We start from the raw sequence: 13,704 nt of genomic DNA, 5'->3' as shown, positions 1-13,704 counted from the left end.
AAATATGATGTTAGAAAATAGAAAACATAAAATGGACATTTGGACAAAAGGGATGTACCAAACATTTTTGACCTTCACTACTATGTTTGTTTTGCTGGTCATAGGTAATTCTTGCGACTCCGAAAACGCCTCAGATTGTTTTCAGAGTACAGGTGATATGATACGAGAGGAAGTTACAGTAGCTGAATTTACGAGTATTACCGTATTTGAAAATGTGACTTTGGTTATAAAACAAGGCGACACCCAAAAAGTAGAAATAGAAACCGGTGAAAATCTTAGAAATGAGGTTTCTGCTGTTGTAGAAGATGGTCAATTATTACTGACCGATACGAACGATTGTAATTATGTAAGAGATTATGCTACCACTACGATCTACGTAACTACCCCTAATTTGACCAGTATACGTAGCAGTACAGGTTTTCCTATTAAAAGTGACGGAGTTTTGGCTTTTGATAGCTTAAGATTGTTGTCCGAAAGTTTTACGAATCCGGAAGCAGAAACAACAGATGGGGAATTTGATTTAGATTTAGAAGTGGCTTCGTTAAGTTTAACGGTTAACGGCATTGCCTATTTTAAGTTGAAAGGAACAGCGGAAAGTATGAGTATTACCATAGCTGCAGGTGATTCTAGAATTGAGGCGGAAGCATTGATTGCTGATCGGGTTACCATAAACCATAGAGGTTCAAATGATATTTTTGTGAATCCGCAAGAAAGTCTTACCGGAGTATTAAGGGGTACTGGCGATGTACAAAGCTATAACCGCCCGGAAAACGTTGAAGTGGAAGAATTGTATAACGGAAGATTGATTTTTGTGGAATGAATCCCATTTTAAAATATCTGAAAAATGTATTCGCTACTAAACGAGTGTTGGGAGATGACCCGACTTTGATCGGATTGGTAAAAGCAGATGCTATTTTACAAGATATGTATGCCGATGATAAATTTCCAGGATTGGCAATTACGGTTTTAAAAGAAGGAAAAACCATTTTCCAAAAAGGGTATGGGTATGCGGATTTGGATACCAAAAAATATGTAGATCCAAAATCCTCAATTTTTAGAATTGCAAGTGTATCCAAGCCTATAGCGGCTACCGCATTGGCACATATGGTGCAAGCAGGCTTGATCTCATTAGACGAATCTTTCTATACCTATCTGCCAGATTACCCCAAGAAAAAGTGGGATTTCACTATTCGTCAATTGGCTAGCCACACTGCAGGCATACGTGTGTATAAAGGCAAGGAATTCGCCTTGAACGAACCTTTTGGGATAAAGGATAGTTTATCAATTTTTAAAAACGATCCGTTGGTATTTGAACCAGGTACCGAATATTTGTACAATAGTTTTGATTGGGTAATGATTTCGGCGGCCATGCAAGAAGCAAGTGGTATTCCGTTTGAAGCATATGTGCAGGAGAAAGTATTGGATCAATTGGGAATGAAAAACACATACATACCAAGAAGGCATCCTGATTATAACCTTAAGCAATCGGATATAGATGTGAATGCTATTGCAACATTAGAAGCACAAAACAATGTAACTGCATTTTATACCAAAAGCATTTCCGGGTTTAGAAAAGCGACTCCCGTAGATATCTTTTATAAGCTTGCCGGTGGAGGTTATTTATCAACTTCAGAAGATATTGCAAAATTCGGGCAAGCATTTTTAGATGAGAAAGTAGAAATCGAAAAAGATATTTTGAATCAATTTTTAACTGCTCAGCTAGTAAACGGTAATTCTACATACTACGGTTTAGGTTGGCAGGTAAGTGAAGATGCCAAAGGGCGTAAGTTTTTTGGACATGTGGGTAGTGGGGTAGGTGGGTATTCCAATTTTTTCGTGTATCCAAAAGAGCAATTGGTGTTTTCAATTCTGATCAATAGTACAGATCCTAAAGTACAAGAAGATCTTGATGTTGTGATAGATTCTTTTTTTGATGAGCTTGATTACAACTGATTTAATGTTTTTTAAAATTTAAAGAAAGGGTATATTAGTCTCGCTAACCGTGAGATTTTTAATACAGAATGAGCTTACCACCAGAAACCACCCCAGTTGAAGAGAAAAAAAAGAACATAAAATGGCTTCAACGACTTAAAGAAGAAAGTTGGGAAGCAGAATTGCTAGTTTCTGCAATTGCCATTTTTGGAACGTTTCAACTATTTGGTTTAATAGAATGGGCTACAAATAAATACATTGATCTATTACCTGTTGAGCAATACATTTATGGGTATATGATTGTTTTTTTAGGCTTGTTGGCTATTAGTATTCTGGTCTCTATGTTCGTAATTCATTTCGTTTTACGAGCGTATTGGATTGGATTAGTAGGGTTGAATTCTGTTTTTCCAGATTATAGTATTGAAGATAGTGTATACTCTAAAATTTATACCGAGAAGATTTTGTCCATACTCCCAAAGCAACAAGATACTATTCAAAAGGTAGATGAATTATGCAGTGTAATTTTTTCTTCAGCATTCACTATTCTATTGATTTATTCTTACATGTCCTTGTTTTTAAGTATTTATATGCTGATATATAATTTGTTATTGGATTATGTGCCAAGTTATATACTGTTAATACCTTTATTTATAATTTCAGGTCTTCTTGTATTACAAATGATTTTTAGTGTCATCGGAAATTTAAAAAAGTACAAGTCTAATGTAATGGTACAAACTTGGATGTTTAAATTGGTCAAATTTACATCAATGGTTACCTATGGTCCTTTATACCGTAATTTACTGCAGGTTTCAATGGTTTTTGGGTCTAATTTTAAGAAGAAAAAATCTTTAGTTTATCTCGTGCTATCGTTTTTTGCATCAGGCATATTTTTGACATTAGTGAAATTTCAAGATACCAATATTCCTCATTTGATTTTTCCAAAAGATCATGATGTAAATCTAATGTACTTGAGTTATTATAGTGATCAAAACCCTGATGAATCATTTTTGCTGACTCCACAAATACAGTCTGATGTTATAATGGGTGAGACTGTAAAGCTGTTTATTCCCGTATTTCATCATGAACGTAATTATCAAGCTGCTACTTGCGGCGAATATCAAGAAGATGATAACTTGTCCAATGAACAGGAAAGAGTTAAATCTAGAAAATTTTATCTTGATTGTTATGAAAAATATCATAAGGTTATCCTCAATGGTACTTTGTTAAATATAGATTTTCTAAAGAAAGACCATGCCGTTTCAGAACAATTTGGTATTGTAGGTTTTATTGACAAAGAGTTATTGAAAAAAGGTGATAATACGCTGTTGGTCACCAAAACGTTAGGTGATGTAAAAGAATTTAAATGGTCTATTCCCTTCTATTATCAGCCCAATGCACAATTAAAGTAATTTTTTAACGCTATGAGATTATCAAATTTAAGTTTATTGACATGAAGGTAAAGTGTTTTTTAATTGTATTGTTTGCAATGGCTATAAACGTTTCTGCACAAGAAATTACGACGTTTACGGGAATATGGGGAATGGAGTATTATCAAGACGATAAGGAAATTACCAAGAAGGAAGTAAAAGAATTATTTTCTAGTAATGATGAAATTTATAGCGACTGGAAAAAGCTGACACAAAAAAGAGTATCGCTACCATTGCTTTAGTCGGAGAAATAGTTGGAGTAACCTGGGGCTCGGTAGAATTATTTAATAATGACCCTTTTGTAAGTGACAGGGATAAAGCGAGAAAGGCAATTGGACCATTGTTGGGTGGTATTGGCTCTGGTATAATTGCTATTATATTTTTGAATGGTTCTAATAAGGCAAGAAAACAAGCTATACTTGCCTACAATAAGCAATTTGATGATAAAACGGCTTTTAAACTTAGACCGGTAGCTAATGAGAATGGACTAGGTATTGCACTTAGATGGTAAGAGGTTTAAAGATTTAACACAAAACCTTCACTTTTTGAGAAAGAAATTGATTTTTATAAAAAAATAAAATCCAAAACAGCCATTTTTAAATATAATTACTACATTAGCCACAGATTACAAAAGTGATGACAAAACAATATTTCTGGAACGGTTTTTATTTTTACTTCTTTTTTAAGAGAGGTACGGGACTGTTGTAGTATATTTTAAATATAAAATAGAATCTAAGTTCCGATGTACATCGGAACTTTTTTTTTGAATAAAACGGAGCAAAAGTGAGTCTAAAAATAGCCATACAGGGAATAAAGGGCAGTAACCACCATCAAGTGGCAAAAGATTGTTATGGTGATGATATTGAGTTGGTAGAATGCCTTTCTTTTGATGCTTTGGTAGATAAGTTGTTGACCAAAGAAGCGGATCAGGGTGTTATGGCCATTGAAAATTCCATTGCAGGATCTATCATTCCTAATTATGCCTTGGTAAACCATAATGACCTACACATCATTGGGGAGTATTATTTAAACATTCATCACAACTTAATGGTATTAAAAGGCCAGAAGATTGAGGATATAACAGAAGTAAGTTCACACCCAATGGCACTATTGCAGTGTAAGGAATATTTTAGACAATATCCGCATATAAAATTGGTGGAAGACGTAGATACGGCAGAGACCGCAAAGCGAATTCAAAAAGAAAAACTTAAGCATGTAGCGGCTATTGCTCCTAACGTTGCGGCAGAATTATATGGATTGGACATCGTAGCGAACGACATACAAACCATTCAAAATAATGCTACGCGTTTTATCATTGTAAAAACAAAAAATGATGCACTGCCAGAGGCAGAGATCAGTAAGGCGTCTTTACGGTTTTTAACCGACCATAAAAGGGGTAGTTTGGCGGCAGTGCTTAATGTTATGAGCGATTGTAGATTGAATTTAACCAAAATACAGTCGTTACCGGTGATAGAAACACCTTGGAAATATGCTTTTTTTGTTGATGTAACTTTTAATGATTATGCAGATTTTACGAAGGCTAAAAGTCTATTGAACATCATGGCAGAAGACTTTAAGATTTTGGGTGAATATAAAAATGTAAGACAATGATACGTACTGCCAAAAGGTTAGATTCCATACAGGAATACTACTTCTCAAAAAAATTGAGAGAAGTTCGTGGTTTAATGGCACAAGGTAAACCTATCATTAATATGGGTATTGGTAGTCCTGATCTGGCTCCATCCCAAGAGGTTTTAAAAGCCATACAAGCAGCAGTGTTAGAGAACGGTGCGCACCAATACCAAAGTTACCAAGGCTTGCCTCAGTTAAGAGATGCCATAGCCAATTTTTATAAGAATAAATTTAGTGTTACTGCAGACCCAAATACCGAAATTTTACCATTAATGGGGTCTAAAGAAGGTATAATGCATATAAGCCTGGCTTTTTTGAACGAGGGTGATGAGGTATTGATACCAAATCCCGGGTACCCAACATACACCTCTGTAACCAATTTGGTAGGGGCCGTGCCAAAATACTATGATTTAACCGCTGATAATGGTTGGTTTCCAGATTTGGAGGCATTGGCAAAGCAAGATTTATCAAAGGTAAAGTTAATGTGGTTAAGCTATCCTCATATGCCAACAGGTGCTACGGCAACCAAAGAGCAGTTTATAAAGATGGTGGCATTTGCCCAAGAGCATGATATTTTATTGGTGAACGATAATCCATATAGTTTTGTTTTGAATGACGAACCTGCCAGTATTTTAAGCTTGCCCAATGCAAAAAAGGTGTGTTTAGAATTGAATTCTTTGAGTAAGACGTTCAACATGGCCGGTTGGCGTGTAGGTTTTGTTTTAGGTAGCGAAGAGCATATCAATGCTATTTTAAAGGTGAAGAGCAATATGGATTCCGGTATGTTCTACGGCATACAAAAAGGAGCAATTGCCGCCTTGAATAGCAGTGATGACTGGTTTAAGGGACTAAATGAAGTTTATGGTAAGCGAAGAGAATTGATCTATAAGTTGGTAGACAAGCTTGGCTGTTCATATGATCGTAACGCTGTAGGCATGTTCGTTTGGGCTAAATTGCCGGCAGGCAGTGTATCATCAGAAGAGTTCATAGATGATATTTTATATAAGAAAGATCTGTTTATTACGCCAGGAACCATTTTTGGGAGTAATGGTGAAGGCTATATTCGTTTTTCACTATGTATAACGGAGAATAAGATAGAAGAGGCAATTAAAAGATTTAAATAATAGGTCTTAAGACTAAAGCGTAGCTTTAAAATGAATGTATTTGTAATTGGTATCGGTTTAATAGGAGGTTCTTTGGCGAAAGACATAAAGTCGGCATTCGACAATGTTACCGTCTATGGCATAGAATCTAATGAAGCAAACTTAGCTGAAGCATTGTCTTTGGGTATTATAGATAAGAAAGCTACCTATCAAGATTTACAATTGGCAGATATGGTCATTGTAAGTATACCGGTAGATGTTATGGTTACCGAGCTTCCTGTTATTTTGAATGCCGTTCATGAAGATTGTGTTGTTTTAGATGTTGGGTCTACCAAATCCATGATTTGCAAGGTGTTGGAAAATCATCCTAAGAGAAGAAATTTTTTGGCATGCCATCCCATTGCAGGAACGGAGTTTTCGGGTCCGTCCGCAGCGATCAACAATTTATTCAAAGACAAAACAAATATTATTTGTGAGGTAGAGTTAACGGCATTTAAGCTCCAAGAAAGAGCGTTAAAAGTTTTTCAAGCCATTGGCATGAGAATACGTTATATGAACCCTGTTGCTCATGATAAGCATATTGCTTACGTATCGCATTTATCGCACATAAGTTCGTTCATGTTGGGTAAAACAGTGATCGAGAAAGAGAAGAACGAGCGTGATATTTTTGACATGGCCGGTAGTGGGTTTGAAAGCACGGTGCGTTTGGCAAAGAGTTCTCCCGCCATGTGGACACCTATTTTTAAACAGAATAAAGAGAATGTGGTAGAAACTTTGGAGGAGTACATTCAAAATCTAACCGCATTTAAGGAACTGTTGTTGAAAGATGATTATGAGGGCATTTATAATGAAATGAATAATACGAATAAGATTAAAGGAATATTAAAAAGAAATACCGTTAAACAAGAAATAGAATAAGTAAAAATGGAAAATTCAAAACAAATGAGAACATGGTTGGATGATTTAAACCTTGACCATCCACTAGTAATAGCAGGGCCATGTAGTGCGGAAACTGAGGAGCAAGTGTTAGGTATAGCACACTCCCTAAAAGATACCGATGTAAACTATTACAGAGCAGGTATATGGAAACCACGTACTCGCCCAGGAAATTTTGAAGGTGTTGGAGCTTTGGGGCTTAAGTGGCTTCAAAAGGTAAAGGCTGAAACAGGTATGAAAACGGCTACCGAGGTGGCTAACCGTGCTCATGTGGAATTAGCTTTAGAGCATGATATAGATTTATTATGGATAGGGGCAAGATCAACTGTTAGTCCGTTCATCATGCAAGAATTGGCAGATGCACTTGAAGGTACAGATAAGATTGTATTGGTTAAAAACCCTGTAAATCCAGATTTAGCTTTATGGTTAGGCGGTATTGAAAGGCTACATACGGCAGGTATTAAAAAGTTGGGTGCAATTCATAGAGGATTCTCTACATATGAGAAAACCAAGTATAGAAATATACCGGAATGGCAAATGGCGATCGAATTTCAGAACAGATTTCCAGATTTACCTTTGATCAACGATCCATCTCATATCACAGGTAAAAGAGATATGATCTTTGATGTTTCTCAGACTGCTTTAGATTTGAATTTCGACGGATTAATGATCGAAACGCACCATGATCCGGATAATGCATGGAGTGATGCCGCTCAACAGGTAACTCCAGAGAAATTGGTTCAGATTATGAGAGACCTAAAAATTAGAAAAGAGAGCGATCCAGAGGCGGAATACAATTCTCAATTAAGTAACCTTAGAGCACAGATCGATGTTATTGATAACCAATTGATCGAGACTCTAGGTAAAAGAATGAAAGTTTCTGATAGTATAGGTGAACTTAAAAAGCAAAAGAACGTTGCCGTACTACAATCTAATAGATGGAACCAAATTCTGGGAGCAATGATTCTTGAAGGGGAAAGTAAGGGACTTAGTGAAGAATTTGTTCTTCGTATGTTCAAGGCTATTCACCAAGAGTCTATCAACCACCAAGAAAAGATAGTGAACGGTTAAGGTTTACATAACTTTATAAATACAAAACATCCGTAATATGCGGATGTTTTTTTATGTCTTAATTTTAATAAGTAAGAAAAATAATACATTTTAACAATATCCTTAATTATGAACCGTTAGGGGTCTAAAGAACCATTTTAACCAATCAAAAAGTATGAAGAAAGTAGTATTGTTTACGTTCATGTTAATGGCATCATTTGCTGTAAAAGCCCAATCGTATATAGGCTTTTTAACAGATAATTACAGTGGTGTCAATAGTGTGATCTCTAACCCTGCAAATATTGCAGATTCACGTTTTAAAACAGATATTAATCTAATAGGAGCTAGTGGTTTTTTAGCTAATGACTATGTAGGTGTTGGGTATTCTGATTTGGTTTCCAGTGATTTTGACTATGATACAGATGCATTATTGACCCTTTCGGATAACAATAATTTTTCTGGTAATGTAGATGTGTTAGGTCCTTCGTTTATGTTTAATGTTGGTAGAAAATCTTCTATTGCCATATTTACAAGAGCAAGAAGTTTTGTGACAGGAAATGAATTTAATGGAGAAAGTATTGATGACCTTGACGATAGTATTGATGAAAGTCAAGACTTTTTGGTAAACGAAGGTGATTTCTTTGCCGCCGGTCATGGTTGGGCAGAAGTGGGGATCACGTATGCACAAGAATTAATGAATAAAGAAGAGCATTTCTTAAAAGGTGGTCTGTCATTTAAATATTTGAAAGGATTTGGTAATGCCTATGTGGCCGGTAGAAATGTAACTATTGATTATGATGCGGATGGCGCTACATTACCGGATAATTCTACTATTGGAACTTTAGCATCTACAGGAGATCTAATTTACGGTAGAGCTGATCAGTATGATGTAGAAGACTACGATTATGAAGTGCCCGATGCCAACGGATTCGGTTTCGATCTAGGTTTTGTTTATGAGTGGAGACCAGATTATGAAGATTATGTGGTAACGGGTGCTGATGGAGAAAAAACCGTCATGAAAGATAAAAATAAGTATAAACTAAAATTTGGTTTGTCACTTACTGATGTTGGTGCTGTAAACTATAAAGGTAGTTTGGTAGATACCTATAATATCAATAATACCATTACACAAGACGATTATGATAATATAGAGGATTCAGATGATCTTCAAAATTTATATACGTTCACCCAAGCTACGGAAGATTTAAAGGCAGGTTTGCCAACGGCATTACATTTTAATGCAGATTGGAATATTAAAAATCATTTTTATTTGAATTTTAATACTGATATCTCTATGCGTTCTGCAGGTGAGAATAATTTACGAACTGCAAACGTATTATCATTGACCCCACGTTTTGAGAGTAAGTGGTTCAGCTTCTATTTGCCTGTAAGTAGCTATCAGTATAGTGGTTTGCAAGTAGGTGCAGGCTTACGTGCCGGTCCTCTTTATCTTGGGTCGGGATCATTGATCTCTACATTTACAAAAAATGAAATACAAGGAGCAGATGTATATGCAGGGTTGAAAATTCCGGTGTACTATGGTCAGCCAAAAGATTCAGATGGTGATGGTATTCCAAATAAAGAAGATGGTTGCCCAAAAAAGGCAGGACCAATAGAAAATAATGGTTGCCCATGGGGAGATACTGATGGCGATTCGGTATTGGATAATGAGGACCAATGTCCAGATGAGGCAGGTCCTGTAGAAAACAATGGTTGTCCTTGGGTAGATACGGATGGAGATACCTTGTTGGATAATGAAGATCAATGTGTAGATGTAGCCGGACCTGTAGAGAATAATGGTTGTCCTTGGCCAGATAGTGACGGAGATTCAGTTTTTGATAAAGATGATAATTGTCCTGATGAAATGGGTACGGTAGCGAATAACGGTTGTCCAGAACCGGTTGTTACGGCTGAGGTTCAAAAGTCGTTGAACGAGTATGCAAAAACTATTTTGTTCAACACAGGAAAATCAACATTAAAGGATGAGTCAACACCGGTATTGGTTGATATCATCGGTATTTTAAACGAATATCCCAATGCAAATTTTACTATTGAAGGGCATACGGATAGTATAGGTTCAGAAGCTACCAATCAAAAATTATCGGAGAAAAGAGCTCAAGCTGTACTACAATTTTTAATAGATGGCGGTATTTCACCAGCAAGATTGACCGCTATTGGTTATGGGGAAAGTAAGCCAATTGCTACCAATATGTATAAAGACGGTAGACAGAAAAACAGACGTGTTGAGATTAACTTGGCACAGTAGCTATACAAAGATTTAGTACTAAAAAAGCCCGGTTTTACCGGGCTTTTTTTATGTGTACTAATGCTATCTTTTAAAGATATATCGGGTAATGAAAATGCCTTGTCCGTCTGTGTTACCGGCATCAGCTTCTACACCACTGGTTACAAAAACAAGTTCCCATCCATTTTGTGCCATATCACTAAGTTTAGATGAAATAAGTGCATCGTTTGCCGCAATGTTCTGAAAGCGAATACCGGCCACATTATAGAAATTAAGCAATTTGGTCTCTTCAAAATCCTTAACGCGAATATCACTGCGTTTAGATTTATTTCGTGTATTATCTTCCTCGGTCTGTTCAGAAGTGAACTCCTTAAAATCTCGATCTGCATTGGCATCTATAATTCGTGATCGTCCTAATCCACTAGGTACTATAGATTCTACACTGGTAACAACTTTGTATTCCTGTGCTGTAGATGTAGTAATTGCAGTAAAGGCAAATAGGGCAAGTAAGATGATTTTTTTCATGATAGTGATTTTAAAAATTGATTGTTAAATGTGCCATGAAAGTATACTCTTAAATGAAGAAAGCAAAGAGCGAAACATCAAAACAATGTAAAATGATATGAAACCCTTAAAAAAAACTACCAGAAAACCAGTAGGCAAAAAAAAGTCCCGATGCTTTTAGCATCGGGACTACCTATAAAATTATGTTTTGTTTCTATTGAATAGAGAAATCAAAAACAGATTGGTTTTCTCTACCTTGTGGAACCTGACCTTGGTATATAAAGCAATATTCTCCTGGTTCTAACGTATCTGGAGTAACTTTGAACTTGTTACCTTCAATTTCTTCGATAGCAAAATTTAATGCATATTTTGGATCAATACCGCTGCTACTGGTGATCCAGCTACTTTTTCCGGTGATAACTTCTCTAAGGTTCTTTTTCTCTTTAACGGTAAGTTTTACCAAAACAAACTCATTAGGGTTACTTGCCATTCTAAACCACCAGTTAAAAATACCGGTATCTCCACCTTGGTTGTTCTGCATATTATCAACTTCTGTAACACTTGGGTCAAAGATGAACGTAAATTCTGGTCTGCTTTGGCGAATTACATTGTTGGATTGTGTTTTAGGTAACTGAGCTTTCTTTTTAGAATTGATCAATCCAGATACCAATTTCTGCGCCACTTGGTTAGAATTTGAACCAGAGAATACACTTGGTTGTATTAATTTATCTTCACCGCTAGCATCGGCATAGTAAATACCAGTTTTAGATTTTGTGTTCTGTTTTGATTTATCCATGATCAAGGATAATATTTCAGAAGAAACCCCTGCATTTTTCATAGCGCCTAGAGCGGAAATAGAAGCATCGAATTTAACATCCGAAGTGTTTATTTTATCTATGATCATATAATCGTCGAAACCTAGTTCAACCATTTGTACTACAGATTCGTTTGTAATAGTTTCTTGGGCAGTTCCAAAAGTAATGGCTGATAAAGCTAACATCAGCAATGATTTTTTGATGAATTTCATTTTCTTGATTTTGGTTGTTATTTATTGTTATAGTTCTAAATTCAAATTTATGTTAATTTTTATATTTAAAGCAGTTACTTTGTATAAATGGAAGGATTTTTGGGTAAATGGTAGGAATTGTTTATAAATCTACGGGTAGTTGGTACACTGTTAAGGCGGAAAATGGTGATTTCTATGAATGTAGAATAAAAGGTAAGTTTAGGATCAAGGGTATAAAAAGTACGAACCCTGTAGCGGTTGGTGATCAAGTACGCTTTGAGGTGGAGACTATTGGAGATGATACCATTGGTATTATCAATGAAATAGAAGATCGTAAAAATTATATAATTCGTAAATCTGTAAACCTGTCCAAACAGACACATATCATTGCTGCTAATTTGGATCAGGTTTTTTTATTGGTAACATTGAACAATCCGCCTACATACCCAGTTTTCATAGATCGATTTCTGATCACTGCAGAAGCCTATGAAATTCCGGTTGTTCTACTTTTCAATAAAGTAGATACTTATGCCCCGGAAGAATTAGATGAGATAAAGTTTTTGGCGGCCCTTTACCGCAATATTGGGTATACTTGTTTGGGTATTTCTGCGGCTACGGGCAAGAACGTTGATAAGGTGAAAGAAATGATGATCGGTAAAACATCAATGTTCTCGGGTCATTCTGGTGTTGGTAAATCTACCTTGGTCAATGCTTTGGAGCCAGAGTTGGATATTAAGACCAAACAAATTTCTCAACAACACGCACAAGGGCAACATACCACCACTTTTGCGGAAATGTTCGATCTTAGTTTTAATGCTCGCATTATTGATACCCCAGGTATTAAAGGTTTTGGTATTGTAGATATGGAAAAGGAGGAGATAGGCGATTATTTTCCAGAATTTTTTGAACTAAAGCAAGATTGTAAATTCAATAATTGTATTCATGTAGATGAGCCAAAATGTGCCGTTAAAGATGCCTTGGAAACTGGTGATATAGCTTGGAGCAGGTATAACAGTTATCTGCAGATGATCAAAGGTGAAGATGAGAATTATAGGGTAGATATACATGACGATAAAAAATGAGAACAGTAATACAACGTGTTGCCAAAGCTAGCGTAACGGTCAATGGCGAAAAGATAAGTGCTATTGACAATGGGCTTTTAATTTTAGTGGGTATAGAAAATGCAGATGCTCAAGATGATATTGATTGGCTTACGAACAAAATAGCAAACCTTCGCATTTTTAATGATGAAGATGGTATAATGAACAAATCGCTTGTAGATGTAAATGGTGATGTCATTGTGGTTAGCCAGTTTACTTTACATGCAAGTACTAAAAAAGGGAATCGACCTTCTTATATAAAAGCGGCAAGACCAGATGTTGCCATACCCCTGTATGAAGCCTTTATTGCTACTTTAGAATCTAAATTGGGTAAGAAAGTCGGTACCGGAGAATTCGGTGCGGATATGAAGGTTGAATTATTGAATGATGGTCCTGTGACCATAATGATTGATACAAAAGATAAGGAATAATGAACATTGAAAACGCACAAAAAGCAGTTGATGACTGGATCAAGGAACACGGAGTTCGCTACTTTAACGAATTAACCAATATGGCACAGCTTACCGAAGAAGTGGGCGAGGTGGCTAGAATTATCGCTAGACGCTATGGAGAGCAAAGCGAAAAAGAGTCTGATAAGAACAAAGATCTGGGCGAAGAATTGGCAGATGTAATGTTCGTAGTGTTGTGTTTGGCCAATCAAACGGGTGTTGATTTGCAACAAGCTTTTGATAAAAAGTTAGATTTAAAAACAAAGCGAGATCATGACCGTCATCACAACAATAAAAAGTTGAAATAGGCTTATATTTGT

At 36.0% G+C, this 13,704-nt stretch carries 14 protein-coding genes; 12 read left to right on the top strand and 2 right to left on the bottom strand.

What is annotated here, in order from left to right:
• Positions 1 to 4: 4 nt before the first annotated feature.
• The 9 genes from YQ22_RS04210 (at position 5) to YQ22_RS04170 (ending at position 10,346) form a co-directional block, all read left to right on the top strand.
• A complete protein-coding gene (locus YQ22_RS04210) occupies positions 5 to 820 on the top strand; it encodes a head GIN domain-containing protein (RefSeq protein WP_232231307.1) in 816 nt (271 codons plus the stop codon).
• Positions 817 to 1,953 carry a serine hydrolase domain-containing protein gene (locus YQ22_RS04205; RefSeq protein WP_071340181.1) on the top strand — a complete coding sequence of 379 codons (1,137 nt, stop codon included), beginning with the start codon at positions 817 to 819 and terminating at the stop codon, positions 1,951 to 1,953. Before YQ22_RS04210 ends, YQ22_RS04205 begins: the two co-directional genes overlap by 4 nt.
• 68 nt (positions 1,954 to 2,021) lie before the next feature.
• The gene (locus tag YQ22_RS04200) at positions 2,022 to 3,341 is read left to right on the top strand and encodes a hypothetical protein (RefSeq protein ID WP_071340180.1); all 1,320 of its coding nucleotides are present in this window, start codon (positions 2,022 to 2,024) and stop codon (positions 3,339 to 3,341) included.
• A 41-nt stretch (positions 3,342 to 3,382) separates the two neighbouring features.
• Positions 3,383 to 3,601 carry a hypothetical protein gene (locus YQ22_RS04195; RefSeq protein WP_071340179.1) on the top strand — a complete coding sequence of 73 codons (219 nt, stop codon included), beginning with the start codon at positions 3,383 to 3,385 and terminating at the stop codon, positions 3,599 to 3,601.
• A 541-nt stretch (positions 3,602 to 4,142) separates the two neighbouring features.
• The gene (locus YQ22_RS04190; RefSeq protein ID WP_058105328.1) at positions 4,143 to 4,970 is read left to right on the top strand and encodes a prephenate dehydratase; all 828 of its coding nucleotides are present in this window, start codon (positions 4,143 to 4,145) and stop codon (positions 4,968 to 4,970) included.
• Positions 4,967 to 6,115: a pyridoxal phosphate-dependent aminotransferase gene (locus YQ22_RS04185; protein ID WP_071340178.1), complete on the top strand. Its 1,149-nt coding sequence runs from the start codon at positions 4,967 to 4,969 to the stop codon at positions 6,113 to 6,115. Before YQ22_RS04190 ends, YQ22_RS04185 begins: the two co-directional genes overlap by 4 nt.
• Before the next feature lie 30 nt (positions 6,116 to 6,145).
• Complete coding sequence (locus YQ22_RS04180; protein WP_071340177.1) at positions 6,146 to 7,012, top strand: prephenate dehydrogenase; 867 nt, start codon at positions 6,146 to 6,148, stop codon at positions 7,010 to 7,012.
• A 6-nt stretch (positions 7,013 to 7,018) separates the two neighbouring features.
• Positions 7,019 to 8,101: a bifunctional 3-deoxy-7-phosphoheptulonate synthase/chorismate mutase type II gene (locus YQ22_RS04175; protein WP_071340176.1), complete on the top strand. Its 1,083-nt coding sequence runs from the start codon at positions 7,019 to 7,021 to the stop codon at positions 8,099 to 8,101.
• 154 nt (positions 8,102 to 8,255) lie between these two features.
• On the top strand, positions 8,256 to 10,346 hold the full coding sequence (locus YQ22_RS04170) for a DUF5723 family protein (protein ID WP_071340175.1): 2,091 nt from the start codon (positions 8,256 to 8,258) through the stop codon (positions 10,344 to 10,346).
• Positions 10,347 to 10,409: 63 nt separating this feature from the next.
• On the opposite strand, the gene YQ22_RS04165 is transcribed toward YQ22_RS04170, so the two are convergent.
• Positions 10,410 to 10,850 (bottom strand): hypothetical protein, encoded by a 441-nt coding sequence (locus YQ22_RS04165; protein WP_058105333.1) that lies wholly within the window; start codon positions 10,848 to 10,850, stop codon positions 10,410 to 10,412.
• Positions 10,851 to 11,043: 193 nt separating this feature from the next.
• Complete coding sequence (locus tag YQ22_RS04160) at positions 11,044 to 11,856, bottom strand: hypothetical protein (RefSeq protein ID WP_058105334.1); 813 nt, start codon at positions 11,854 to 11,856, stop codon at positions 11,044 to 11,046.
• A 107-nt stretch (positions 11,857 to 11,963) separates the two neighbouring features.
• Between YQ22_RS04160 and rsgA the strand changes: the two genes are divergently transcribed.
• From rsgA to YQ22_RS04145, 3 genes are read left to right on the top strand one after another with little or no spacing between them, the layout of a single operon-like run.
• Complete coding sequence (gene rsgA, locus YQ22_RS04155) at positions 11,964 to 12,917, top strand: ribosome small subunit-dependent GTPase A (protein WP_071340173.1); 954 nt, start codon at positions 11,964 to 11,966, stop codon at positions 12,915 to 12,917.
• Entirely contained in the window at positions 12,914 to 13,366 is a 453-nt protein-coding gene (gene dtd, locus YQ22_RS04150; RefSeq protein WP_071340172.1) for a D-aminoacyl-tRNA deacylase, read from the top strand. The genes rsgA and dtd overlap by 4 nt, the downstream gene beginning before the upstream one ends.
• Positions 13,366 to 13,692, top strand: a complete 327-nt coding sequence (locus tag YQ22_RS04145) for a nucleotide pyrophosphohydrolase (RefSeq protein WP_071340171.1) — start codon at positions 13,366 to 13,368, stop codon at positions 13,690 to 13,692. The genes dtd and YQ22_RS04145 overlap by 1 nt, the downstream gene beginning before the upstream one ends.
• The last annotated feature ends 12 nt before the right edge of the window (positions 13,693 to 13,704 follow it).

It is taken from the genome of Maribacter sp. 1_2014MBL_MicDiv (assembly GCF_001865655.1).
Taxonomy (GTDB): domain Bacteria; phylum Bacteroidota; class Bacteroidia; order Flavobacteriales; family Flavobacteriaceae; genus Maribacter; species Maribacter dokdonensis.
Note: the sequence above shows the minus strand (reverse complement) of the source record. Positions and strands in the feature narration are given on the sequence as shown.